This is a genomic window from Luteimicrobium sp. NPDC057192 (genome assembly GCF_042670205.1).
GTDB lineage: Bacteria > Actinomycetota > Actinomycetes > Actinomycetales > Cellulomonadaceae > Luteimicrobium.
The window spans coordinates 210,110-234,377 of the sequence record NZ_JBHUWD010000002.1; the positions used below are offsets into that span (position 1 = coordinate 210,110).

At 72.9% G+C, this 24,268-nt stretch carries 20 protein-coding genes; 13 read left to right on the plus strand and 7 right to left on the minus strand.

Going from position 1 to position 24,268, the window contains the following annotated elements; genetic code table 11:
- The first annotated feature begins 12 nt into the window (after nt 1-12).
- From ACFT5B_RS02430 to ACFT5B_RS02440, 3 genes are all read left to right on the plus strand, one after another.
- Nucleotides 13-1,626 carry a nucleoside/nucleotide kinase family protein gene (locus ACFT5B_RS02430; RefSeq protein ID WP_386796379.1) on the plus strand — a complete coding sequence of 538 codons (1,614 nt, stop codon included), beginning with the start codon at nt 13-15 and terminating at the stop codon, nt 1,624-1,626.
- A 157-nt stretch (nt 1,627-1,783) separates the two neighbouring features.
- A complete protein-coding gene (locus tag ACFT5B_RS02435; RefSeq protein ID WP_386796380.1) occupies nt 1,784-2,785 on the plus strand; it encodes a TerC family protein in 1,002 nt (333 codons plus the stop codon).
- Between the two features lie 3 nt (nt 2,786-2,788).
- Nucleotides 2,789-3,811 carry a TerC family protein gene (locus ACFT5B_RS02440; RefSeq protein WP_386796381.1) on the plus strand — a complete coding sequence of 341 codons (1,023 nt, stop codon included), beginning with the start codon at nt 2,789-2,791 and terminating at the stop codon, nt 3,809-3,811.
- Here ACFT5B_RS02440 and ACFT5B_RS02445 read toward each other — a convergent pair.
- Complete coding sequence (locus tag ACFT5B_RS02445) at nt 3,783-4,106, minus strand: YciI family protein (RefSeq protein ID WP_386796382.1); 324 nt, start codon at nt 4,104-4,106, stop codon at nt 3,783-3,785. The genes ACFT5B_RS02440 and ACFT5B_RS02445 overlap by 29 nt on opposite strands.
- A gap of 144 nt (nt 4,107-4,250) precedes the next feature.
- Here ACFT5B_RS02445 and uvrA point away from each other — a divergent pair, with 144 nt between their 5' ends.
- Nucleotides 4,251-7,169 (plus strand): excinuclease ABC subunit UvrA, encoded by a 2,919-nt coding sequence (gene uvrA, locus ACFT5B_RS02450; RefSeq protein WP_386796383.1) that lies wholly within the window; start codon nt 4,251-4,253, stop codon nt 7,167-7,169.
- A gap of 62 nt (nt 7,170-7,231) precedes the next feature.
- Here the strand turns inward: uvrA and ACFT5B_RS02455 are convergent, their stop codons facing one another.
- Nucleotides 7,232-7,723 carry an OsmC family protein gene (locus ACFT5B_RS02455; protein WP_386796384.1) on the minus strand — a complete coding sequence of 164 codons (492 nt, stop codon included), beginning with the start codon at nt 7,721-7,723 and terminating at the stop codon, nt 7,232-7,234.
- Nucleotides 7,724-7,811: 88 nt separating this feature from the next.
- On the opposite strand from ACFT5B_RS02455, the gene uvrC reads away from it, so the two are divergent.
- The 9 genes from uvrC to ACFT5B_RS02500 all read left to right on the plus strand — a co-directional run bounded on the left by uvrC (nt 7,812) and on the right by ACFT5B_RS02500 (nt 17,229).
- On the plus strand, nt 7,812-10,001 hold the full coding sequence (gene uvrC, locus ACFT5B_RS02460) for an excinuclease ABC subunit UvrC (RefSeq protein WP_386796385.1): 2,190 nt from the start codon (nt 7,812-7,814) through the stop codon (nt 9,999-10,001).
- Nucleotides 9,998-10,936, plus strand: coding sequence for an RNase adapter RapZ (gene rapZ / locus ACFT5B_RS02465; RefSeq protein WP_386796386.1), 939 nt, complete (start codon nt 9,998-10,000; stop codon nt 10,934-10,936). The genes uvrC and rapZ overlap by 4 nt, the downstream gene beginning before the upstream one ends.
- Nucleotides 10,937-10,938: 2 nt before the next feature.
- The gene (yvcK, locus tag ACFT5B_RS02470) at nt 10,939-11,904 is read left to right on the plus strand and encodes a uridine diphosphate-N-acetylglucosamine-binding protein YvcK (protein WP_386796387.1); all 966 of its coding nucleotides are present in this window, start codon (nt 10,939-10,941) and stop codon (nt 11,902-11,904) included.
- A 25-nt stretch (nt 11,905-11,929) separates the two neighbouring features.
- Nucleotides 11,930-12,910: a DNA-binding protein WhiA gene (gene whiA, locus ACFT5B_RS02475; protein ID WP_386796388.1), complete on the plus strand. Its 981-nt coding sequence runs from the start codon at nt 11,930-11,932 to the stop codon at nt 12,908-12,910.
- Between the two features lie 250 nt (nt 12,911-13,160).
- Complete coding sequence (gap, locus tag ACFT5B_RS02480) at nt 13,161-14,168, plus strand: type I glyceraldehyde-3-phosphate dehydrogenase (RefSeq protein WP_386796389.1); 1,008 nt, start codon at nt 13,161-13,163, stop codon at nt 14,166-14,168.
- Nucleotides 14,169-14,312: 144 nt separating this feature from the next.
- Nucleotides 14,313-15,518, plus strand: coding sequence for a phosphoglycerate kinase (locus ACFT5B_RS02485; RefSeq protein ID WP_386796390.1), 1,206 nt, complete (start codon nt 14,313-14,315; stop codon nt 15,516-15,518).
- Between the two features lie 54 nt (nt 15,519-15,572).
- Nucleotides 15,573-16,364 (plus strand): triose-phosphate isomerase, encoded by a 792-nt coding sequence (gene tpiA, locus ACFT5B_RS02490; RefSeq protein WP_386796391.1) that lies wholly within the window; start codon nt 15,573-15,575, stop codon nt 16,362-16,364.
- 158 nt (nt 16,365-16,522) lie between these two features.
- Nucleotides 16,523-16,765 (plus strand): preprotein translocase subunit SecG, encoded by a 243-nt coding sequence (gene secG / locus ACFT5B_RS02495; RefSeq protein WP_386796392.1) that lies wholly within the window; start codon nt 16,523-16,525, stop codon nt 16,763-16,765.
- Between the two features lie 116 nt (nt 16,766-16,881).
- On the plus strand, nt 16,882-17,229 hold the full coding sequence (locus ACFT5B_RS02500; protein ID WP_386796393.1) for an RNA polymerase-binding protein RbpA: 348 nt from the start codon (nt 16,882-16,884) through the stop codon (nt 17,227-17,229).
- A gap of 97 nt (nt 17,230-17,326) precedes the next feature.
- On the opposite strand, the gene pgl is transcribed toward ACFT5B_RS02500, so the two are convergent.
- The 5 genes from pgl to tkt all read right to left on the minus strand — a co-directional run bounded on the left by pgl (nt 17,327) and on the right by tkt (nt 23,994).
- Nucleotides 17,327-18,124: a 6-phosphogluconolactonase gene (gene pgl / locus ACFT5B_RS02505; protein WP_386796394.1), complete on the minus strand. Its 798-nt coding sequence runs from the start codon at nt 18,122-18,124 to the stop codon at nt 17,327-17,329.
- A complete protein-coding gene (locus tag ACFT5B_RS02510; RefSeq protein ID WP_386796395.1) occupies nt 18,121-19,044 on the minus strand; it encodes a glucose-6-phosphate dehydrogenase assembly protein OpcA in 924 nt (307 codons plus the stop codon). The genes pgl and ACFT5B_RS02510 overlap by 4 nt, the downstream gene beginning before the upstream one ends.
- Entirely contained in the window at nt 19,041-20,582 is a 1,542-nt protein-coding gene (gene zwf / locus ACFT5B_RS02515; RefSeq protein WP_386796396.1) for a glucose-6-phosphate dehydrogenase, read from the minus strand. Before zwf ends, ACFT5B_RS02510 begins: the two co-directional genes overlap by 4 nt.
- A gap of 54 nt (nt 20,583-20,636) precedes the next feature.
- Nucleotides 20,637-21,770, minus strand: a complete 1,134-nt coding sequence (tal, locus tag ACFT5B_RS02520) for a transaldolase (protein WP_386796397.1) — start codon at nt 21,768-21,770, stop codon at nt 20,637-20,639.
- A 109-nt stretch (nt 21,771-21,879) separates the two neighbouring features.
- Nucleotides 21,880-23,994, minus strand: coding sequence for a transketolase (gene tkt / locus ACFT5B_RS02525; protein ID WP_386796398.1), 2,115 nt, complete (start codon nt 23,992-23,994; stop codon nt 21,880-21,882).
- Nucleotides 23,995-24,268 lie beyond the last annotated feature (274 nt).

The window sequence follows — 24,268 nt, forward strand, 5'->3', positions numbered from 1 at the left end:
TACGCTGAGGCCGTGCCGTCCACATCGCAGCCACCCGCCGGCCGTGCGCACCGGGAACCCCTCCCGTCCGGTCTGTTCGTCGGCCTGACGACGCTCGACGTCGTCCACCGGGTCAGCGCGCCGCCCGACCCCAACACGAAGGTCACGGCCCGTCGCCAGGACGTGGCCGCGGGCGGTCCCGCCGCGAACGCGGCCGTGGTGTTCGCGGCCCTGGGCGGCCGGGCGACCCTGGTGACGGCGCTCGGCGCGGGCGCGGCGGCGTCGGCTGCACGCGACGACCTCGAGTCCCACGGCGTCCGGGTCGTGGACGTGGGACCGCGCGGGTTCGCGCTGGCCGTCTCCGCGGTCGCGGTCGACGAGCGCACGGGGGAGCGGACGGTCGTCTCCCCGGACGGCGGCCGGGTCGAGGTCGCCCCGCCGGGGCATGTCCACGAGCTGGTGCGCGGTCAGGACGTCGTGCTCCTCGACGGTCACCACCCGTCGCTCCAGGCGGTCGCGGCGAGGGCTGCACGTGCCGCGGGCGTGCCGGTCCTCCTCGACGCGGGCCGCTGGAAGCCCCACCTCGCGGACCTCGTGCCGTGGTGCGACGTGGTGGCAGCGTCCGGCGACTTCCGGCTGGGGCCGGAGCCCGACGCACGGGCCGAGGCGGTCGGTCCCGGGCTGCGTGCCGTCGGCGTGCCCCGGGTGGCCGTGACGCACGGCGGCGACCCCGTCGAGTGGTGGGACGGCGACCGGTCGGGGACCGTGCCGGTGCCGCGGGTCGACGTCGTCGACACGCTCGGCGCGGGTGACGCGTTCCACGGCGCGCTCGCGTGGGCGCTCGCCTCGGGCACGCCGTTCGCCGGGGCGATCGCGGAGGCGGCGCGGGTCGCGTCGCTGCGCGTCACCGTCGCCGGACCGCGGGCGTGGCTCACGCTGCTCGGCGCGCCGCCCGTGCCCACGGCGCCGCCCGGCACGGACGCGCTCTCCGCCGAGCCCCCGACGGTCGCCTCGCGCGACGAGCTGGTGGCGCGGGCGCGGGCCCTCGTCGAGCTGGCCCGGTCGGACGGCCGGCGCCGGGTGCTCGGCATCGCCGGACCCCCGGGCTCGGGGAAGTCGACCCTCGCCGCGCAGGTGGCGGACGCGCTTGGGGACGCGGCCGTCGTCGTCGGGCAGGACGGGTACCACCTGGCGCAGCGCGAGCTCGAACGGCTGGGCCGGGCCGACCGCAAGGGCGCCCCGGACACGTTCGACGCGGCCGGCTTCGTCGCGCTCCTCGAACGGCTCGTGGGGCAGGGACCGGGCGACCCGGTGGTCGTGGCCCCCGAGTTCCGCCGGGAGATCGAGGAGGCGGTCGCCGGCGCGGTGCCCGTGCACGCCGACACGGCGCTCGTGGTCACCGAGGGCAACTACCTCCTGCTCGACGAGGGGCCGTGGGCCCGCGTCCGCCCGCTCCTCGACGAGGCGTGGTTCCTCGACCCGGACGACGCCGCCCGGGTCGAGGGACTCGTCGCGCGGCACGTGCGGCACGGCCGGTCCGAGGCGGACGCCCGTGCCTGGGTGGAACGCTCCGACGAGGCGAACGCACGGCTCGTGCGGCCGGGCGCGCAGCGCGCAGACGTCGTCGTACGCCTCGCCGACTGGTAGCCTCGGTACCCGTCAGAAGGGGAGTACTCCCGAACGCGGCGACCTCGTCATCACGAGCGCGCCGGCCCGGTCAAGGGTCGGTGAGCGCTCCGGGGCGCCGGCCCGATCCCGGGTGGAGGAGACCTTCGGTACCCGTCGTCGTACCGGAGGTCTGTCCGTGGATGTTCCCGTCTGGGTCTGGCTCGTCACCGTCGCCGTGATCCTCGCCATGCTCGCCGTCGACTTCGTCGGCCACGCCCGTGTCCCGCACGCGCCGTCGATGCGCGAGTCCGCCTGGTGGTCGGCCGGGTACGTGGCGGTCGCGCTCGTGTTCGGGCTGGTCGTCTGGGCGGGCTGGGGAGGCGGCTTCGCGGGCGAGTACTTCGCCGGCTACATCACGGAGAAGAGCCTGTCCGTCGACAACCTCTTCGTGTTCGTGCTGATCATGGCGACGTTCCGGGTACCGCGGCTCCTGCAGCAGAAGGTCCTGCTGCTCGGGATCACCGTCGCGCTGGTCCTGCGGACGATCTTCATCCTGCTCGGCGCGGCGCTCGTCGAGAACTTCTCCTGGGTCTTCTACCTGTTCGGCGCGTTCCTGCTGTGGACGGCATGGTCGCAGCTGAGGCACGCGCGGAGCGGCGACGACGAGGAGTACCACGAGAACGGCTTCCTCCGGCTCGTGCGGCGCACGCTGCCGGTGACCGAGGACTACGTCGAGGGCCACATGGTCGTGCGGCGGGCGGGCCGATGGTTCGTCACGCCCCTGCTCGTCGTGATGCTGGCGATCGGCAGCGCCGACCTCCTGTTCGCCGTCGACTCGATCCCCGCGATCTTCGGGCTCACGCAGGAGACGTACCTGGTGTTCGCGGCGAACGCGTTCTCGCTGCTCGGTCTGCGCCAGCTCTACTTCCTCATCGACGGGCTGCTCGACCGGCTCGTCTTCCTCGCGTACGGGCTCGCCGCGATCCTCGCGTTCATCGGCGTCAAGCTCGTGCTGCACGCGCTGCACACCAACGAGCTGCCGTTCGTGAACGGGGGCGAGCACGTCGAGGTCCCGGAGATCTCCACGGCGTTCTCGCTCGGCTACATCGTCGTCGTGCTCGCGATCACCACCCTGCTGAGCCTGTGGGCGGACCGTCGCCGTCGCGAGCTCGCAGCCCCCACCCGGAAGGACTCCTGACCCGTGCACGACATCCCCACCTGGTTCCGCGCGGTCAGCCTCACGGTGCTCGCGGTCCTGCTCCTGGGCGACCTGTACCTCGTGCGGCGCCGCCCGCACGTGCCGTCGGTCAAGGAGTGCCTGGCCTGGATCGGGTTCTACGTGGGCCTCGCGCTGGTGTTCGGCGGGCTGCTGTACCTGGTGGGCGGGGGAGCGCCCGCGACCGAGTTCTACGCCGGGTGGCTGACCGAGTACAGCCTGTCGGTCGACAACCTGTTCGTGTTCGTGCTGATCATGGCGTCGTTCGCGGTGCCCCGCGAGCAGCAGCAGCGGGTCCTCATGGTGGGCATCGTGATCGCGCTCGTGCTCCGCGGCGTCTTCATCCTCGCGGGCGCCGCGCTCATCGAGCACTTCACCTGGATCTTCTACTTCTTCGGCGCGTTCCTCGTCTACACCGCGGTCACGCTCGTACGCGGCGGCGGGGAGGACGAGGAGTACCACGAGAACCGGTTCGTGGGGCTCGTGCGCCGCGTCCTGCCCGTCACCGACCACTACGACGGGGGCCGCCTCACCACCCGGGTCGACGGGCGGCGGTTCCTGACCCCGCTCCTGATCGTGTTCGTCGCCATCGGCACGACGGACCTGCTGTTCGCGTTCGACTCGATCCCCGCGATCTTCGGGCTGACCCAGGACCCGTTCATCGTCTTCACGGCGAACGTCTTCGCGCTCATGGGCCTGCGCCAGCTGTACTTCCTGCTCGGCGGGCTGCTCGACCGGCTCGTCTACCTGCCGCTCGGCCTGGCCGTCGTGCTCGCGTTCATCGGCGTGAAGCTCGTCCTCGAGGCGCTGCACGAGAACACGGTGCCCTTCATCAACGGCGGCGACCCGGTCCCGGTGCCCGAGGTGCCCACGTGGCTCTCGCTCGTCGTGATCGTCGTCGTGCTCGCCGCCGCGACGCTCGCGAGCCTGTGGCGCGCCGGCCGGACCGGGGGCGGCGGGCCGGGCGGGGCTCCTCAGGTCAGGCCTGCGGCGCCCACGGCCCCATGACCTGGACCCACGCCCGCAGCTCGCGGTTCGCGACGACGCCGGCCTGCCGGAACGGGTCCTCGTCCAGCAGGGCGGCCGCGGCGGCCTCGTCCACGGCGGTCACGACGAGCAGCGCGCCGTCGTCCCGGCCCTCGGCCGGGGCCCACGGCCCGGACGCGAGCAGGCTCCCTCGCTCGAGCAGGTCCGCCAGGAACGCGCGGTGCGACGGCCTCACCTCGTCCCGCGTCACGGTGTCCTCGGTGTAGGTGTAGAGGACGGCGAAGACGGGCTGCGCGGGGGCGGTGGAGGTGGTCATGGCGCCATTGAAGCGCACGACGCCGCGCGCTCGCGCGAGTCCTCGCGATGCGGACGTCCGGCACCGCGGGTGTCACGACGACCTCGAGCGAGCCACGCGCCGATCGCCCTTCACGACGACGCCCGCAGCGAACATCGGTCGAACATGTGTGCGATTGTCAGAGGGGCGCCCTACCATGGTGCGGTGACCAATCGCCTCGTGATCCAGGGTGCGCGCGAGCACAACCTCCGCAACGTCGACCTCGACCTCCCGCGCGACGCGATGATCGTCTTCACGGGACTGTCCGGGTCCGGCAAGTCGTCCCTCGCGTTCGACACGATCTTCGCGGAGGGCCAGCGCCGCTACGTCGAGTCGCTGTCCGCGTACGCGCGCCAGTTCCTCGGGCAGATGGACAAGCCCGACGTCGACTTCATCGAGGGACTGTCGCCCGCCGTCTCGATCGACCAGAAGACCACCAACCGCAACCCGCGGTCGACGGTCGGCACCATCACCGAGATCTACGACTACCTGCGCCTGCTGTTCGCGCGCGCCGGCACCCAGCACTGCCCCGTGTGCGGGGAAAAGGTCCAGGCGCAGACGCCCCAGCAGATCGTCGACCGCCTCCTCGAGCTGCCCGAGGGCACGCGCTACCAGGTGCTCGCGCCCGTGGTGCGCGGCCGCAAGGGCGAGTACGCCGACCTCTTCAAGGAGCTGCAGGCCAAGGGCTTCGCGCGCGCACGCGTCGACGGCCAGGTCGCCCAGCTCACTGAGCCCCCGGCGCTCGAGAAGAAGCTCAAGCACGACATCGAGGTCGTGGTCGACCGCCTCGTCTCGCGCGAGGGCGTCCAGCGCCGTCTCACCGACTCCGTCGAGACCGCGCTCGGCCTCGCCGGCGGCCTGCTGCTCGTCGAGCTCGTCGACGCCGAGGCGGACGACCCCGAGCGCCTGCGCCGCTTCTCCGAGCGCCGCGCCTGCCCCAACGACCACGAGCTCACGCTCGACGAGATCGAGCCCCGCACCTTCTCCTTCAACGCGCCCTACGGCGCGTGCCCCGAGTGCACCGGCATCGGGTTCCGGCTCGAGGTCGACCCCGACCTCGTGATCCCCGACGAGGAGAAGTCGCTGGCCGACGGCGCCGTCGCGCCCTGGGCGCAGATCTCGAGCGAGTACTTCGTGCGCGTCATGTCGGCGCTCGCGGACGAGCTCGGCTTCTCGATGGACGTCCCGTGGCGGGCCCTGCCCGAGCGTGCCAAGAAGGCGATCCTCTACGGCCAGGACCACAAGGTCCACGTGCGGTACAAGAACCGCTGGGGCCGCGAGCGGCAGTACTCCACGGGCTTCGAGGGCGTCGTCACGTTCCTCGAGCGCCGGCACCACGAGACCGAGTCGGAGTGGTCGAAGGAGAAGTACGAGGCCTTCATGCGCGAGGTCCCGTGCCCGGTGTGCCAGGGCACGCGCCTCAAGCCCGAGGTCCTCGCCGTCAAGGTCGGCGGCCGGTCCATCGCCGACGTCTGCCGCCTGTCGCTGCGCGACGCGCACGCCTTCCTCGGCGCGCTCGAGCTCGGCGAGCGGGAGCGTCGCATCGCGCAGGAGGTCCTCAAGGAGATCGCCGCCCGGCTCGGCTTCCTGCTCGACGTCGGTCTCGACTACCTCTCGCTCGAGCGTCCGGCGGGCACCCTGTCGGGCGGCGAGGCGCAGCGCATCCGGCTCGCGACCCAGATCGGGTCGGGCCTGGTCGGCGTCCTGTACGTGCTCGACGAGCCGTCCATCGGCCTGCACCAGCGCGACAACCGCCGCCTCATCGACACCCTGACCCGGCTGCGCAACCTCGGGAACACGCTGATCGTCGTCGAGCACGACGAGGACACCATCCGCACCGCGGACTGGATCGTCGACATCGGCCCGGGCGCGGGCGAGCACGGCGGCCACGTCGTGCACTCGGGCGACCTCAAGGGTCTGCTCCGTTCGCGCGAGTCGATCACGGGCGCGTACCTGTCGGGCCGGCGCAGCATCCCCATGCCCGCCGAGCGCCGGCCGGTCGACAAGAACCGCCGGGTGACCGTCGTCGGGGCGCGCGAGCACAACCTCCAGGGCATCGACGTGTCGTTCCCGCTCGGGACGTTCACCGCCGTCACCGGCGTCTCCGGGTCGGGCAAGTCGACGCTCGTCAACTCGATCCTCTACACGGTCATGGCGAACGAGCTCAACGGCGCCCGCCAGGTCGCCGGCCGCCACACGCGCGTCACGGGCCTCGACCAGCTCGACAAGGTCGTGCACGTCGACCAGGGTCCGATCGGCCGCACCCCGCGCTCCAACCCCGCGACCTACACGGGCGTGTGGGACCACGTGCGCCGGCTCTTCGCGGAGACGACTGAGGCCAAGGTCCGCGGGTACACCCCGGGCCGGTTCTCGTTCAACGTCAAGGGCGGGCGCTGCGAGGCGTGCTCAGGCGACGGGACCCTCAAGATCGAGATGAACTTCCTGCCCGACGTCTACGTGCCCTGCGAGGTGTGCCACGGCGCCCGGTACAACCGGGAGACCCTCGAGGTCCACTTCAAGGGCAAGACGGTCGCGGACGTCCTGGACATGCCGATCGAGGAGGCCGCGGAGTTCTTCGCCGCCGTCCCCGCGATCAGCCGGCACCTGCGCACGCTCGTCGACGTGGGCCTCGGGTACGTCCGGCTCGGCCAGCCCGCGCCGACGCTGTCGGGCGGCGAGGCGCAGCGCGTCAAGCTCGCGAGCGAGCTGCAGAAGCGCTCGACCGGCCGCACGGTCTACGTCCTCGACGAGCCCACGACCGGCCTGCACTTCGAGGACGTGCGCAAGCTCCTCGCCGTGCTGCAGTCGCTCGCCGACAAGGGCAACACGGTGATCGTGATCGAGCACAACCTCGACGTCATCAAGAACGCCGACTGGGTCATCGACATGGGACCCGAGGGCGGCTCGGGTGGTGGCCGGGTCATCGCCGAGGGCACGCCCGAGCACGTCGCGGGCGTCGCTGCGAGCCACACGGGGCGGTTCCTCGCGGAGGTGCTCCCCGGCGCCGAGTCGGACGACGTGGCCGAGGAGCGCCGCAGCGCCTGAACGTCGCCCGGCCGGGCGGGTCGAGGTCGTCCAGGCGCAGGCGGCCCCGGGCGACGCCGGCGTCAGGCCTGCGGCTGAGCGATCCGGGCGGGGGCGGGCTCGACCGTGACGGCGAAGTTCACCGACCGCGCGAGGAAGCAGTGCTCGTGCGCGAGCTCGTGCACCCGCGCGAGGGCCTCGTCGGAGACGTCCGGCCCGGCGTCCACCGTGACGCGGGGCCGCAGCGTGACGTCGACGAACTGCCCGGCGCCGCTCGACTCGACGCGCATGCGTCCGGTGGCCTCGTCGGTGTACTCGCGCACCACGATCCCGTGGCTCGACGCGAGGTGGAGGAACCACAGCATGTGGCAGTCGCTGAGCGAGGCCACGAAGAGCTGCTCGGGCGAGTAGCGCGTCGGGTCGCCCCGGAACGCCGGGTCGGACGACGCGGGCAGCGGGGGGAGCCCGGGGAACTCGACCGTGTGGTCGCGCGAGTAGGCCGTGTACGAGCTGGTGCCGGTCGTCCCGGCGCCCGTCCAGGTGATGGTGGCGCGGTAGTCGTGGAAGGCTCCCATGGCCACACCCTAGTGGTGCGCGTCACACCCCGCGCGTGCCCACGGGCGCGCACCCGGAGCGTCGGTGGGCCCGACTAGGCTCGTCTGTATGGCCGATCCCGCGACGTACCGCCCTGCCCCGGGAGAGGTGCCGACCGACCCGGGCGTGTACCGGTTCCGTGACCAGCACGGTCGCGTGATCTACGTCGGCAAGGCGAAGAACCTGCGGTCCCGGCTGGCGAACTACTTCCAGGACGTCGCGAACCTCCACCCGCGCACGCAGACGATGGTGACGACGGCGGCGTCAGTCGAATGGACCGTGGTCGGGACCGAGGTCGAGGCCCTCGCGCTCGAGTACTCCTGGATCCAGGAGTTCGACCCGAGGTTCAACGTGAAGTACCGGGACGACAAGTCCTACCCGTACCTCGCGGTCACCCTGGGGGAGGAGTTCCCCCGCGCGCAGGTGATGCGCGGCGCGAAGCGGCCCGGCACCCGGTACTTCGGGCCCTACGGGCACGCCTGGGCGATCCGCGAGACCCTCGACCTCCTGCTGAGGGTCTTCCCGGTCCGGACCTGCTCGTCGGGCGTGTTCCGCCGTGCGCACCAGACGGGCCGGCCGTGCCTGCTCGGGTACATCGACAAGTGCTCGGCGCCCTGCGTCGGGCGGATCAGCCCCGAGGACCACCGCGCCCTCGCCGAGGACTTCTGCGACTTCATGGCCGGCGACACCGCGCGCTTCGTCAAGCGCCTCACGGCCCGCATGCAGGAGGCCGCGGCGTCGATGGAGTACGAGCAGGCCGCCCGCCTGCGCGACGACATCCAGGCCCTGGAGCGTGCGACCGAGAAGAACGCCGTCGTCCTGGGCGACGGCACCGACGCCGACGTGTTCGCGCTCGTCGGGGACGAGCTCGAGGCGGCGGTCCAGGTCTTCCACGTGCGCGGGGGCCGCATCCGCGGCCAGCGCGGCTGGGTGGTCGAGAAGGTCGAGGACGTCACCGACGCAGAGCTCGTCGAGCACCTGCTCCAGCAGGTCTACGGCGCGGACGACGAGCGCGTCTCCGACCCCGCGGACCGGGCGGCGGTCCGCCGGAGCGGGCGGACCGCGGATCGGGGCGCCGAGTCGCGTCGCACCCGCACCAACGACGCGGTCCCGCGCGAGGTCCTGGTCCCGGTCCTGCCGTCCAACCACGACGAGGTCACCGCGTGGCTCACCGGGCTGCGCGGCGCGCGCGTCGACGTCCGGGTCGCGCAGCGTGGCGACAAGGCCGAGCTGGCCAGAACCGTCCGCACCAACGCCGAGCACGCCCTCGCCCTGCACCGGACCCGCCGCTCGGGCGACCTGACGACCCGGTCGCAGGCGCTCCGCGAGATCCAGGAGGCGCTCGGCCTCGACACGGCGCCGCTGCGGATCGAGTGCTACGACGTCTCGCACAACCAGGGCACCTACCAGTCCGCGTCGATGGTGGTGTTCGAGGACGGGCTGCCGCGCAAGAGCGAGTACCGCCGGTTCGCCGTGCGCGGGCCCGAGGGCGACGGCGCCCGCGACGACACGGCCGCGATGCACGAGGTCCTGACCCGCCGGTTCCGCCGCTACCTCGAGGCACGCGACGGGGTGTCCGACGTCGAGCTCGACTCGGTCGAGGAGGACGCCCCCGCCCGCCGCGCGAGCGACGTGACGGGCTCGTCCGGCCCCGTCTCCGGGCCGGCCACACCCGTGGACGAGGACGGTCGGCCCCGCCGCTTCGCGTACCCGCCCAACCTCGTCGTCGTCGACGGCGGCCCGCCCCAGGTCGCGGCCGCGGCACGCGCGCTCGAGGAGCTCGGCGTGACCGACGTCGCGCTGTGCGGCCTCGCCAAGCGCCTCGAGGAGGTCTGGCTGCCGGGCGAGGAGTACCCGGTCATCCTCGAGCGCTCGTCCGAGGGGCTCTACCTCCTCCAGCGCGTCCGCGACGAGGCGCACCGGTTCGCGATCACCTACCACCGCAGCCGCCGCAGCAAGGGCATGACGGTCTCCGCGCTCGACGACGTCCCCGGCCTCGGGCCCGCACGCCGCAAGGCGCTGCTCGCGACGTTCGGCTCCGTCAAGAAGCTCCGGGCCGCGACGGCCGAGGAGATCGCGACCGTCCCCGGCATCGGCGACGCGACCGCGCGCGCCGTCGTCGCCGCGCTCGCCCCCCGCGACGGCGGTGCCGAGCGCGGAGCCGACCCCGCCGCGCCCCAGGACGGCGAGGGCCGGTCCGACGGCACGCAGCCCGAGACGACCGTCCCGGCACCGTCCGCTGGCATGCTGGACGGATGAGCCACGAGCCCGATCCCTCGACCGTCCCCGTCGGCATCCCCGCGGTCGAGGCCGCGACGCCCGCCCCCGAGGCCACCGAGCGCGAGGTCATGATCGTCACCGGCATGTCCGGGGCGGGGCGGACCCGCGCCGCCGCCGTCCTGGAGGACCTGGGCTGGTACGTCGTCGACAACCTCCCGCCCCGCATGATCGTCCCGCTCGTCGACCTCATGACCCGCACCGGTTCGCCCGTGGAGCGGATCGCCGCCGTCGTCGACGCGCGGGGGCGCGAGTTCTTCTCGGACCTCGAGGAGGTCCTGGGGCACCTGCGCCAGGCCGGGGTGTTCTACCGGATCCTCTACCTCGACGCGTCCGACGAGGTGCTCGTCCGCCGCTTCGAGCAGGTCCGCCGTCCGCACCCGCTGCAGGGCGAGGGCCGCGTGCTCGACGGGCTCGCCGCCGAGCGCCGGCTCCTCGCGCGCGTCCAGGAGCGAGCCGACGTCGCGATCGACACGTCCGTGCTCACCGTCCACGACCTCGCCCGCGAGGTCCGGGCCGCGGTGGCCGACGGCGCACCCGACACGCTGCGCGTCAACGTCGTCGCGTTCGGCTTCAAGTACGGGCTCCCGCTCGACGCCGACCACGTCGTCGACGTCCGGTTCCTCGCCAACCCGTACTGGATCACCGAGCTACGGCACCTGACGGGCCGCGACGCGCCCGTCCGCGACTACGTGCTCGCGCGGCCCGGGGCGCTCGAGTTCGTCGAACGGTACGTCTGGGCGCTCGAGCCCGTCCTGGCCGGGTACCTGCACGAGGAGAAGCGGTACGTCACGATCGCCGTCGGGTGCACGGGCGGCAAGCACCGCTCCGTCGCGATCGCCGAGGAGCTCGCCGCACGGCTGCGGCGCCACGGGGAGCGCGTGCTGGTCACGGCACGCGACCTCGGGAAGGAGTGAGGGTGGGTCCACGCAGCACGTCCCCGGCCGTCGTCGCGCTCGGCGGGGGGCACGGGCTGTCGGCGTCGCTCGCGGCGCTCCGGCTGCTCTCCGAACGGCTCACGGCGGTCGTGACCGTCGCCGACGACGGCGGGTCCTCCGGCCGCCTGCGCACCGAGCTCGGCGTGCTCCCGCCTGGTGACCTGCGGATGGCGCTGTCCGCCCTGTGCGACGACTCCGAGTGGGGACGCACCTGGAGCGACCTGCTCCAGCACCGGTTCCGCTCCGACGGCGAGCTCGACCACCACGCCGTCGGGAACCTCATCATCGTCGCGCTCTGGCAGATCCTCGGGGACACCGTCGGCGGACTCGACTGGGTCGGACGCCTCCTGGGCGTGCACGGGCGCGTCCTGCCCATGTCGTCGGTCCCGCTCGCGATCGAGGCCGACTGCCGCGTCGACGGCGACCTCGTCACGGTCCGCGGGCAGAGCCAGGTCGCCAAGGCCCCCGGCCCGATCGAGGAGCTCCGCATGGAGCCGCCCGACGCCGCCGCCTGCGAGGAGACCATCGCCGCGATCCGCGAGGCCGACTGGGTCGTCCTCGGCCCCGGCTCCTGGTACACGTCCGTGATCACCCACCTGCTGGTCCCCGACCTCGCCGCGGCGCTCCACGAGACCTCCGCCCGCCGGTGCGTCACGCTCAACCTCGAGCCCGAGGTCGGCGAGACCGACGGGCTCGGGCCCACCGAGCACCTCGAGCTGCTGCACCGCTACGCCCCCGACCTCCGGATCGACGCCGTCGTCGCCGACCCGTCCGCCGTCGACGACACCGACCGCCTGGCGCTCGCGGCCGACCGGATGGGCGCGCGCCTGCTGCTGCGCCAGGTGAGCCGGGGCGACGGGTCGCCGCGGCACGACCCGCTGCGGCTCGCGACCGCCTACCAGGACGCGTTCGACGGGTTCTGGGGCGACGTCGGGACGCGGGCCTGACGACGGCGGGTGGCAGGATGCTCCCATGGCGCTGACCGCACAGGTGAAGGAAGAGCTCGCACGGCTGGCCGTGGACAGGACGTCCTACCGCAAGGCCGAGGTCTCCGCGACGCTCCGCTTCGCAGGCGGGCTGCACATCATCTCGGGCCGGATCGTGATCGAGGCCGAGCTCGACACCGCAGCGGCGGCGCGGCGCCTGCGCCAGGCGATCCTCGAGGTCTTCGGGCACTCGAGCGAGGTCATCGTGGTCTCGCCGAGCGGGCTGCGTCGCCAGACGCGGTACGTGGTCCGGGTGGTGCGCGACGGCGAGTCCCTGGCACGCCAGACGGGCCTGCTGGACGCGCGGGGGCGCCCGGTGCGGGGCCTGTCGCCGCAGATCGTGTCCGCGGGGGTGGGGGAGGCGGAGTCGGCGTGGCGCGGCGCCTTCCTCGCCCACGGCTCGCTCACCGAGCCCGGCCGGTCGGCCGCCCTCGAGGTCACGTGCCCCGGGCCCGAGGCCGCGCTCGCCCTGGTCGGCGCCGCGCGCCGGCTCGGGATCCAGGCCAAGGCGCGCGAGGTGCGGGGCATCGACCGCGTGGTGATCAGGGACGGCGACGCGATCAGCGCGATGCTGACCCGCCTCGGCGCGCACGACACCGTCCTCGTGTGGGAGGAGCGGCGGACCCGTCGTGAGGTCCGGGGGACCGCGAACCGCCTCGCGAACTTCGACGACGCGAACCTGCGCCGGTCCGCGCGCGCGGCGGTCGCCGCGGGGGCCCGGGTCGAGCGGGCGTTCGAGATCCTGGGCGACGAGATGCCCGAGCACCTGCGCGAGGCCGGCGAGCTCCGGCTCGCGCACAAGCAGGCGTCGCTCGAGGAGCTGGGTCAGCTCGCCGACCCCCCGCTGACCAAGGACGCGGTGGCCGGCCGCATCCGCCGCCTGCTGGCCACGGCGGACAAGCGGGCCGCGGAGCTCGGGGTCCCGGACACCGAGGCGGGGCTCAGCCCCGACATGCTCGAGCTCTGAGGTGCCCGCGCTTTGTCGGTGTCCGACAGACGGGCGCGTCTCACCTGCAGAACACCACGAGGCGACCAAGGTCACATCGGGTATAGGCTTTGGGCGTCGGGAAACCTGCGAAACCCCACCTTCGGACCTCGGTCGAGGCTCGAGGTGCGTTCTCAGTCAGGTTCGCCCCCCCGCGTACGCCGATGTACGACAACGTTCGACAACAACCGTGTGCGTCGGAGCAGAACCGGCGCGCCCTGAGGAGGGCATAGTGACCATCCGCGTCGGTATCAACGGCTTCGGTCGTATCGGCCGCAACTTCTACCGCGCGCTCGTCGCGTCGGGTGCGGACATCGAGGTCGTTGCGGTCAACGACCTGACGGACAACAAGACGCTCGCGCACCTGCTCAAGTACGACACGGTGCTCGGCCGCTTCCCGAAGTCGGTCGACTTCGACGCCGAGAACATCATCGTCGACGGCAAGAACATCCGGGTCTTCGAGGAGCGCGACCCCGCGAACCTCCCCTGGAGCGAGGTCGGCGCCGACATCGTCATCGAGTCGACGGGCTTCTTCACGGACGCCGAGAAGGCCAAGGCCCACATCGCGGGCGGTGCCAAGAAGGTCATCATCTCGGCCCCGGCCAAGAACGAGGACGCCACCTTCGTCATGGGCGTGAACAACGACCAGTACGACCCGGCGGCGCACCACATCATCTCGAACGCGTCCTGCACGACGAACTGCCTCGCGCCGCTCGCCAAGGCGCTCAACGACTCGATCGGCATCGAGCGTGGCCTCATGACCACGATCCACGCCTACACGGGTGACCAGAACCTCCAGGACGGCCCGCACAAGGACCTGCGTCGTGCCCGCGCGGCCGCGCAGAACATCGTGCCGACCTCCACGGGTGCCGCCAAGGCCGTGAGCCTGGTCCTCCCGGAGCTCAAGGGCAAGCTCGACGGCTACGCGCTCCGCGTGCCGGTCATCACGGGCTCGGCCACGGACCTCACCTTCACCGCCTCCAAGGAGGTCACGGTGGACGAGGTCAACGCCGCGATCAAGGCCGCGTCGGAGGGCCCCCTCAAGGGCATCCTCGAGTACGTGGACGACGAGATCGTCTCGAGCGACATCGTCACCAACCCGCACCAGAGCATCTTCGACTCGAAGCTCACCAAGGTGATCGGCGACCAGGTGAAGGTCGTCTCCTGGTACGACAACGAGTGGGGCTACTCGAACAGCCTCGTCGCGCTCACGGTGTACGTGGGCGAGCGTCTCTCCTGACGCTCGACGTGCCCGCCGTGCGAGTCCTCGCACGACACCCGTAGCACCCGATGCCCGCGCCGGGCCGTGGCTCCCACGCCTCGGCCGGCGCGGGCATCGTCGTGTGACGGCACCCCCGCCCTCCGCACCCCTCAAGGAGCAGCCATGGCAGTCAAGACCATCGCGGACCTCGGTGACCTGCGCGGCAAGCGCGTCCTCGTCCGCTCCGACTTCAACGTCCCGCTCGACGGCGAGACCATCACCGACGACGGCCGCATCCGCGCGTCGCTCCCGACGCTGACGCGGCTCGTGGACGCCGGCGCGCGCGTGGTCGTGACCGCGCACCTGGGCCGCCCGAAGGGCGCCCCGGACCCCCAGTACTCGCTCGCGCCCGTCGCGCACCGCCTCGGTGAGCTCCTCGGCCAGGACGTCGCGCTCGCCGCCGACGTCGTCGGGACCTCCGCGCAGGAGACCGTGGCCGGCCTCGGCGACGGCCAGGTCGCGCTCCTCGAGAACGTCCGGTTCGACGCGCGCGAGACCAGCAAGGTCGACGCGGAGCGCGAGGAGCTCGCGGGCGAGCTCGCGGGCCTCGCCGACGTCTTCGTGTCCGACGGCTTCGGCGTCGTGCACCGCAAGCAGGCGTCGGTCTACGACGTCGCGAAGCTCCTCCCGGCCGCCGCGGGCGAGCTGGTCCTCAAGGAGGTCCAGGCGCTCTCGAAGGCGACCGAGGACCCGGCGCGCCCGTACGTCGTCGTGCTGGGCGGCTCGAAGGTCTCCGACAAGCTCGGCGTGATCGCGAACCTGCTCACCAAGGCGGACCGCCTCGTGATCGGCGGCGGCATGCTCTTCACGTTCCTCGCCGCGCAGGGCCACTCGGTAGGCTCCTCGCTGCTCGAGGAGGACCAGATCGAGACGGTCAAGGGGTACCTCGCGACGGCCGCCGAGCGCGGCGTCGAGATCGTCCTGCCGACCGACATCGAGGCCGCCGACTCGTTCGCCGCGGACGCCCCGCACCGGACGGTGCCCGCCGACGCGATCCCCGACGGCACCATGGGCCTCGACATCGGCCCCGAGTCGGCGGCGCTGTTCGCGAGCAAGATCACGGACGGCAAGACGGTCGTGTGGAACGGCCCGATGGGCGTGTTCGAGTTCCCGGAGTTCGCCGCGGGGACCCGCGCGGTCGCGCAGGCGATCGTGGACGCGACCGCGAACGGCGGCTTCACGATCGTCGGCGGCGGCGACTCCGCCGCGGCCGTGCGCCTCCTCGGCTTCGACGAGGACGGCTTCAGCCACATCTCCACCGGCGGCGGCGCCAGCCTCGAGTTCCTCGAGGGCAAGGAGCTCCCCGGGCTCGCCGTCCTCGGTGCCTGAGCCGGCGCGCCCCGGCCGGCACCAGCCCCCCGCACCACGAGAGAGAAGGACCCTGTGACCACCACCCGCACGCCGCTCATGGCGGGCAACTGGAAGATGAACCTGGACCACCTCCAGGCCACGCACACCGTGCAGAAGCTCGCGTGGACCCTCAAGGACGGCAAGCACGACTACGCGTCCGTGGAGGTCGTCGTCGTGCCGCCGTTCACCGACCTGCGCAGCGTCCAGACCCTGGTCGACGCCGACAAGCTCCAGGTCAAGTACGGCGCCCAGGACGTCTCCGTGCACACCGAGGGCGCGTACACGGGCGAGATCTCGCCCGTCATGCTGGCCAAGCTCGGCGTCTCCTACGTCGTCGTGGGCCACTCGGAGCGCCGCGAGTACCACGGCGAGGACGACGCGACGGTGTCCGCGAAGGCGAAGTCGGCCTTCGGCCAGGGCCTCGTGCCGATCATCTGCGTGGGGGAGGGGCTCGACGTCCGCAAGGCCGGCGAGCAGGTCTCCTACACGCTCGCGCAGGTCGACGGCGCGTTCGACGGGCTCTCGGCCGAGCAGGCCGCGCAGGCCGTCGTCGCGTACGAGCCCGTCTGGGCCATCGGCACGGGCGAGGTCGCGACCCCGGAGGACGCTCAGGAGGTCTGCCGTGCCATCCGCGGGCGCCTCGCCGAGCTGTACTCGGCCGAGGTCGCGGACGCCGTCCGGGTCCTGTACGGCGGCTCCGTGAAGTCCGGCAACGTCGCGTCGATCATGGCGCAGGCCGACGTCGACGGCGCCCTCGTGGGCGGCGCGAGCCTCGACCCCGAGGAGTTCGCGCGTATCGTCCGGTACCAGTCGCACGCCGTCTGACGCCCGTGCGGGGATGACCTGCTGGTCCGCGGGACGGACCGCGGACCAGCGGGCACCCCGGCGCCACCGTCGTCCGGATGGTGGCGTGTTCGCCGGAACCCCTCCGGCTCGCCTACTCTTGTCCTGTTCGACACACCGCAACGCGAGGAACTCTTCACGTGGACGTACTGCGCATCACCCTCCAGGTCCTCCTGGTCCTCACGAGCGTGCTGCTCGTGCTCCTCGTGCTGCTCCACAAGGGCAAGGGCGGCGGCCTCTCCGACATGTTCGGCGGGGGGATCAGCTCGAGCGCCGGGAGTTCCGGCGTCGCCGAGCGGAACCTGAACCGCATCACGGTCATCATCGCGCTGGTCTGGACGGCAGCGATCGTGCTCCTCGGCCTGATCCAGAAGGTCAACTGATCCGCATCAGCTGACCCGGGCGCCTCGCGGCGTCCTCATCGGCATCGCGTCGTGCGGTCGCCGGGCATCGCCGCCCCGGCCGCCACGGCGCCCGCAGGGAGAAGAGAAGAGCCGACGTGGCTGGGGGAAACGCCATCCGTGGCTCGCGCGTGGGCGCGGGACCGCTGGGGGAGAACGAGCGAGGCGACGTCGCCCCGCGGCTGTCCGTGTCGTACTGGTGCGCCAACGGGCACGAGACCCGTCCGGCGTTCGCGACCGGCGGCGAGGTCGAGATCCCGACGACGTGGGACTGCCAGCGGTGCGGCCTCCCCGCCGGCACGGACCGGGAGGCGCCGCCGGAGGCGCCCCGCAACGAGCCGTACAAGACGCACCTGGCGTACGTGAAGGAGCGGCGGAGCGACGCCGACGGCGCCGCGCTCCTCGACGAGGCCCTCGCAGCCCTGCGCGCCCGCCGCGGCCGCTGAGCGGCACCCCGCCGCAGCACGGACGACGCCGGCACCGGACCCCGCGAGGGGCCGGTGCCGGCGTCTTGTCGTCGAGCCGGGTGAGGTGCCGGCCCCGTCAGGCCGCCGCGGTGTCCCCGGCGGCTGCGGCGTCCACGAGCCAGAGGGTCAGCTCGGCCCCGGTCGCGCCCGCGGCGGGCGTGCCGTGGACGTCGTCGCCGTCGAGCGCGCGCGCGACGGCGTCCGCCTTCTCGGCGCCCGCGGCCACGACCCACACCTCGCGCGCGCCGTGGATCGTCTCGAACGTGAAGGAGACCCGTTCGGGCGGCGGCTTGGGAGAGCCGTGCACCCCGACGGCCGCGACACCGGTGACGTCGAGGGCCGGGTGGCCCGGGAACAGCGACGCGACGTGCCCGTCGGGGCCCATGCCGAACATGAGCACGTCGAACGCAGGCGCCGCGGCGCCGTCGGGCGCGAACCGGGCGAGCTCGGCCGCGTAGGCGGCCGCCGACTCCTCGGGCGTCGCGACGGCGCCGAGCGGCGGCATCGCGTGCACGTGGTCCGCGGGCAGCGCGCCCGCCGACACGAGCGCGTCGACGAGCGCCTCGCGGGCCTGGGTCTCGTTGCGGTCCGGGTCCTCGTCGGGCAGGAACCGCTCGTCGCCCCACCACAGGTGCACGCCCGACCAGTCGACCGCGTCGACGAGCGGGCTCGCGGCGGCCGCGGCGAGGGTCTTGATGCCGACGGTCCCGCCCGTGAGCACGACGTGCGTCACGGGCTGCACCGACTGGAGGTCGGTCAGCCGCACGAGGAGCCGCGCCGCGGCCGCCTCGGCGAGCGTGTCGGCGTCGGGGTGGACGACGACACGCCGCTCGGCGGCCGCGGGGACCCCGTCGGGACCGGGCCGGCCGGTCATGCGGCGTCGAGCTTCGCGAGGCCCTTGGTGAGGACCTCCCCGAACATCTCGTCGGGGTCGAGCCGGCGCAGCTCCTCGGCGAGCGCCTCGTTGAGGAGGCGGATCGGGAGGGCGACGTGCCGGTCGGGCTGGTCGGGCTGCGAGATGGTGACGACGCGGCCGTCGGGGCGGTCGAACACGATGGAACCGCTCTTGCGCTCGAGGGTGACCCGCGTGATGGCGTCCGCGTCGCGGTGGCGCCGCACCGTCACGGGGCAGCGCAGCCGCAGCCGCAGCCAGGCGGCGAGCAGGTCGATCGAGGTGTGCCCCGACTCGCCCTCGATGGTCACCGACGACACCGACTCGTAGGGCGGCTGGTCGAGGGCGGCGGCGATGAGCCCGCGCCACAGCGTGACGCGCGCCCACGCGAGGTCGGTGTCGCCGGGCTCGTGCTCGGCCGCGAGGCGGCGGAGCATCGCCTCGCCGGACGTCTCCTTGGTGGAGTCCGTCACGCGGCGGTGGGCGATGGCGCCCAGCGGGTCCGCGGAGGGGTCCTCGGGGGCGTCCGTCGGCCACCACACGACGATCGGGACGTCGGGCAGGAGCAGCGGGGTCACGAGGGTGTCGACGTGGTCGACGATCGGTCCCGCCGGGCGCAGCAGGATGACCTCGCTCGCGCCGGCGTCGCCACCGACGCGGATCTCCGCGTCGAGGCGGGCCGTCGCGTTGGCGCGGCCCACGGGGGAGATGACGATCACCCGGCACGGGTGCTCGCGCGAGGCGTCGTTCGCGGCCTCGACGGCCTCCTCGAGGTCGTCCTCGCCCACCCGGATGATGAGCGTGAGGACGCGGCCGAGCGTGACGGCGCCGCCCTCGTCGCGGAGCTTGACGAGGCGCTTGCCGACGTCGTTCGCGGTGGTCTCGGGCAGGTGGACGATCATGGTCTCCTCCAGGCACGGCCGTCGCGGGCCATCATCTCGTCGGCGGAAGCGGGACCCCAGGTGCCCGAGCGGTACGGCTCGGGCTTGCCCTTGGACGCCCAGAAGCTCTCGACGGGGTCGAGGACCTTCCAGGAGAGCTCGACCTCCTCCTCGCTCGGGAACAGCGGCGGGTCGCCGAGGAGCACGTCGAGGATGAGGCGCTCGTACGCCTCGGGGGAGGACTCGGTGAAGGCGTGCCCGTAACCGAAGTCCATCGTGACGTCGCGGATCTCCATGGCTGTGCCGGGCACCTTCTCGCCGAAGCGGATGGTGACGCCCTCGTCGGGCTGCACGCGGATGACGAGCGCGTTGTGCCCGAGCTCGGCGGTCTGGGAGGACTCGAAGGGCAGGTGCGGGGCGCGCTTGAAGACGACGGCGACCTCGGTCACGCGGCGCCCGAGCCGCTTGCCGGTGCGCAGGTAGAACGGCACCCCGGCCCAGCGGCGGTTGTCGATGTCGACACGGATCGCCGCGAACGTCTCGGTCGTGGAGTCGGGGTTGAACCCCTCCTCCTCGAGGAAGCCGACGACCTCCTCGCCGCCCTGCCAGCCGTGCGTGTACTGGCCGCGCGCGGTGTGCTTGCCGAGGTCGCGGGGGAGCCGGACGGCGGAGAGCACCTTGATCTTCTCGGCGCGCAGGTCGGCGGCGTCGAAGCTCAGGGGCTCCTCCATCGCGGTGATCGCGAGGAGCTGGAGGAGGTGGTTCTGGATGACGTCGCGGGCGGCGCCGATCCCGTCGTAGTACCCCGCGCGGCCGCCGATGCCGATGTCCTCGGCCATCGTGATCTGCACGTGGTCGACGTAGTTCGAGTTCCAGATCGGCTCGTACAGCTGGTTCGCGAACCGCAGCGCCAGCATGTTCTGGACGGTCTCCTTGCCCAGGTAGTGGTCGATGCGGAACACCGAGTCCGGGGCGAAGACCTTGGAGACGACGGCCGACAGCTCTTGCGCGGACTCGAGGTCGTGCCCGAACGGCTTCTCGACGACGACGCGACGCCACGCGTCCGGGCCCGAGTGCGACAGGCCGGACCGCGAGAGCTGCTCGCAGACCTCGGGGAACGCTGCGGGAGGGATCGACAGGTAGAAGGCGTGGTTGCCGTTGGTGCCGCGGTCGCGGTCGAGCTCCTCGACCGTGGTGCGCAGGCGCTCGAACGCCTCCTCGTCGCCGAACTCCCCCTGGACGAAGCGGATGCCCTCGGCGAGCTGCTTCCAGGTCTCCTCGCGGAACGGGGTGCGCGCGTGCTGCCGGACGGCGTCGTGCACGACCTTGGCGAAGTCCTGGTTGTCCCACTCGCGCCGCGCGAAGCCGGTGAGCGCGAAGCCCGGGGGCAGCAGGCCGCGGTTGGCGAGGTCGTACACGGCCGGCAGGAGCTTCTTGCGGGCCAGGTCTCCGGTCACGCCGAAGATGACGAGGCCGCAGGGTCCCGCGATGCGCGGCAGGCGCAGGTCGCGGGGGTCGCGCAACGGGTTGTTCCCGGCGCTGATCTTGACGGGGCTCACGGGGTCAGGTGGTCCTCTCGTGCGGTGGTCGCGGGGTCGGTGGCGCCGGGACCCTCAGGCCCCGTGCCCCGACGCGCGCTCGAGCCCGGCGGTGATGGTGTCGAGGAGCTGCTCCCAGCTCGTCACGAAGGAGTCCACGCCGTCGGACTCGAGCTTCGCGGTGACCTCGGCCATCGACACCCCGAACGACTCGATCGCGCGCAGGTGCTCGCGCGAGGCGTCGAAGGTGCCCGCGATGGTGTCGCCGGTGACGACGCCGTGGTCGGCGACGGCGTCGAGCGTCTTCTCGGGCATCGTGTTCACCTCGTCGGCGGCGACGAGCTCGGTGACGTACATCGTGTCGCTGTAGTCGGGGTTCTTGGTGCCCGTCGACGCCCACAGCGGGCGCTGGACGTGCGCGCCGGCCGCGGCGAGCGCCTGCCAACGGTCCGACGAGAACCGCTCCTGGAAGAGCTCGTAGGCGAGGCGCGCGTTGGCGAGCGCGGCGGTGCCGCGCGCGTCCAGGGCCTCGGGCGAGCCCACCGCGGTCAGCGCCTTGTCGACGGCCGTGTCCACACGGGACAGGAAGAACGACGCGACCGAGCCGAGCCTCGACAGGTCCAGCCCTGCGGCCTTCGCGCCCTCGACGCCGGCGAGGAACGCGTCGATGACCTCCGCGTACCGCTCGAGGGAGAAGATCAGGGTGACGTTGATCGAGATGCCCTCGGCGAGGGCCCGGGTGATCGCCGGCAGCCCCTCGACGGTCGCGGGGATCTTGATCATGACGTTCGGGCGGTCGACCGTCTTCCAGAGCTGCTGGGCCAGGGCGACCGTGCCGTCGGTGTCGCGCGCGAGGCGCGGGTCGACCTCGATGGACACGCGGCCGTCGACGCCGTCCGTGGCGTCGTACACGGGCCGCAGGACGTCCGCGGCGGCGCGCACGTCGTCCGTGACGATCGTCCAGACGGCCTCCTCCGCGGGGGACCCGGCGGCCGCGAGGGCCGCGAGCTGCTCGTCGTACGCGTCGCCCTTCGAGACGGCGCCCGCGAAGATCGTGGGGTTCGTCGTGACGCCGACGACGTCGCGCGTCGCGACGAGCTCGGCGAGGTTGCCGGTCCGCAGCCGCTCGCGGGACAGGTCGTCGAGCCAGATGGAGACGCCCTGCTCGCTCAGAAGGCGCGTGGGGCTGGGGGTGGTGCTGTCGGACACGCTGATCGCTTCCTTTCCGGGTCGTTCCGGCCCACCGGATTCCGTACCTCCCGGGGACCGGGCCCGGGCGCCGCGACCGCGGCGCCCGGGCAGGTCACGCTCTTCGGGTTCAGCCCCGGACGGCCGCCAGGGATTCCCGGGCCGCGTCGGCCACGGCCTCGGCCGTGATCCCGAACTCGCGGTACAGCGTCTTGAAGTCGGCCGACGCCCCGAAGTGCTCGAGGCTGACGATCCGGCCCGCGTCGCCGACCAGCTCGCGCCAGCCCTGGGCGACGCCCGCCTCGACGGACACGCGCGCCCTGACCGCGGCCGGCAGGACCGACTCGCGGTAGTCGGCGTCCTGCGCGTCGAACCACTCGCGCGAGGGCACCGACACGACGCGCGCCTTGATGCCGTCGGCGGCGAGCTGCTCGCGCGCCTGCACCGCGAGCTGCACCTCGGAGCCCGTGCCGAGCAGGATCACGTCGGGCGCGCTGCCGTCGTCGGCGCCGTCGACCAGGACGTACGCGCCCTGCGCGACGCCGGACGCGTCCGCGAACCCGTCCGTGCCGCGCGGGAACGTGGGGACGTTCTGGCGGGTCAGGACGATGCCGGCCGGGCGGTCCGTGTGCCCGAGCACCGTGCGCCACGCCCACGCGACCTCGTTCGCGTCCGCGGGACGGACGACGTCGAGGCCGGGGATCGCCCGCAGCGCGGCCAGGTGCTCGACCGGCTGGTGCGTCGGGCCGTCCTCGCCGAGGCCGATCGAGTCGTGCGTCCACACGAACGTCGACGGGATCTGCATGAGCGCGGCGAGCCGCACGGCCGGGCGCATGTAGTCGGAGAACACGAGGAACGTGCCGCCGTAGGCGCGGGTGCCGCCGTGCAGGACGATCCCGTTGAGGATCGCGCCCATCGCGTGCTCACGGATGCCGAAGTGCAGCGTGCGGCCGTACTCGTTGCCGGTCCACGCCTTGGTGGAGTGCTCGCCCGGGATGAAGGACGGCTCGCCCTCCATCGTCGTGTTGTTCGACTCGGCGAGGTCCGCCGAGCCGCCCCACAGCTCGGGCAGGACCGGCGCGAGCGCGCCCAGCACCTTGCCCGACGCCGCCCGCGTCGAGGAGTCCTTGCCGGGCTCGAACGTCGGCAGGGCGTTCGTCCAGCCCTCGGGCAGCGTCCGGGTCGACAGGCGCTCCAGGAGCGCCGCACCCTGCGGGTTCGCCTCCTGCCAGGCCTCGAACGCCGTCTGCCAGCGGCCGCGGAGCTCGTGACCCCGGTCGATGACCTTGCGCGCGTGCGCCAGGACCTCGTCCGAGACGGCGAAGCTCGCCTCGGGGTCGAGGCCGAGCTCGACCTTGAGGCCCTTGACCTCGTCGGCGCCCATCGCGGAGCCGTGGATCTTGCCCGTGTTCTGCTTGGTGGGCGACGGCCACCCGATCACCGTGCGCAGCGCGATGATCGACGGCTTGCCCGTCTCGGCGCGCGCCGCGGCCAGCGCGCCGGCGAGCGACTCGACGTCCTCGCCGTAGCCCGTGCCGCCGTTCGTCCAGTCGACGCGCTGGACGTGCCAGCCGTACGCCTCGTACCGCGCCAGGACGTCCTCGGAGAACGACACGTTGGTGTCGTCCTCGATCGAGATGTGGTTCTGGTCGTAGATGACCGTGAGGTTGCCGAGCTTCTGGTGCCCCGCGAGCGACGACGCCTCGGACGTCACGCCCTCCTGGAGGTCGCCGTCGCCGGCGATGACCCAGATGTTGTGGTCGAACGGGCTCTCGCCCGCCGCGGCGTTCGGGTCGAGCAGGCCCCGCTCACGGCGCGACGCGAACGCCATGCCGACCGCGGAGGCGAGCCCCTGGCCCAGCGGGCCCGTCGTGATCTCGACGCCCGTCGTGTGGCCGTACTCCGGGTGCCCCGGCGTCAGCGAGCCCCACGTGCGCAGCGACTCGATGTCCGACAGCTCGAGGCCGTAGCCCGACAGGAACAGCTGCAGGTAGAGCGTCAGGGAGGAGTGCCCCGCGGACAGCACGAACCGGTCGCGGCCGACCCAGTGGGCGTCCGTCGGGTCGTGGCGCAGGAACTTCTGGAACAGCAGGTAGGCCGCCGGGGCGAGCGAGATCGCGGTCCCGGGGTGTCCGTTGCCGGTCTTCTCCACCGCGTCGGCGGCGAGCGCCTTGATGGTCTTGACCGCCTGGTCGTCGAGCTCGGACCACTCGAGCGGCAGCCCTGCTGGTGTGAACGCGTTCACCGAACCTCTTTCCTGCGCGAGGAGCGCAGCCCTCGCAGCACTGTGCGTGTCAGTCGTGCGCATGACGTGGCGCGGTGTGCGCTTCGTCACCCGGCGGCCGCGCGGACCCGTGGCGGCTCGGAGGCCTCCGACGGGGCACGGCACGGCCGGTGCGGGCGCGCGAGCGGGTCTGAGGGCTGTCCGCGCGCCGCTCACCACCCTACCGACTCGCTCGGCCCCGTGCCCGGCCCGGTCCGCCCCCTGGACGCTCACCAGGGACGGCGCACCCGGTCAC

Excerpts from the sequence above, each read along its gene's own strand:
- whiA (WP_386796388.1), top strand. The coding sequence starts at position 11,930 with ATGGCGCTGACCGCACAGGTGAAGGAAGAGCTCGCACGGCTGGCCGTG.
- ACFT5B_RS02485 (WP_386796390.1), top strand. The coding sequence starts at position 14,313 with ATGGCAGTCAAGACCATCGCGGACCTCGGTGACCTGCGCGGCAAGCGC.
- uvrC (WP_386796385.1), top strand. The coding sequence starts at position 7,812 with ATGGCCGATCCCGCGACGTACCGCCCTGCCCCGGGAGAGGTGCCGACC.
- uvrA (WP_386796383.1), top strand. The coding sequence starts at position 4,251 with ATGTGTGCGATTGTCAGAGGGGCGCCCTACCATGGTGCGGTGACCAAT.
- pgl (WP_386796394.1), bottom strand. The coding sequence starts at position 18,124 with ATGACCGGCCGGCCCGGTCCCGACGGGGTCCCCGCGGCCGCCGAGCGG.
- rapZ (WP_386796386.1), top strand. The coding sequence starts at position 9,998 with ATGAGCCACGAGCCCGATCCCTCGACCGTCCCCGTCGGCATCCCCGCG.
- ACFT5B_RS02510 (WP_386796395.1), bottom strand. The coding sequence starts at position 19,044 with ATGATCGTCCACCTGCCCGAGACCACCGCGAACGACGTCGGCAAGCGC.
- ACFT5B_RS02445 (WP_386796382.1), bottom strand. The coding sequence starts at position 4,106 with ATGACCACCTCCACCGCCCCCGCGCAGCCCGTCTTCGCCGTCCTCTAC.
- ACFT5B_RS02455 (WP_386796384.1), bottom strand. The coding sequence starts at position 7,723 with ATGGGAGCCTTCCACGACTACCGCGCCACCATCACCTGGACGGGCGCC.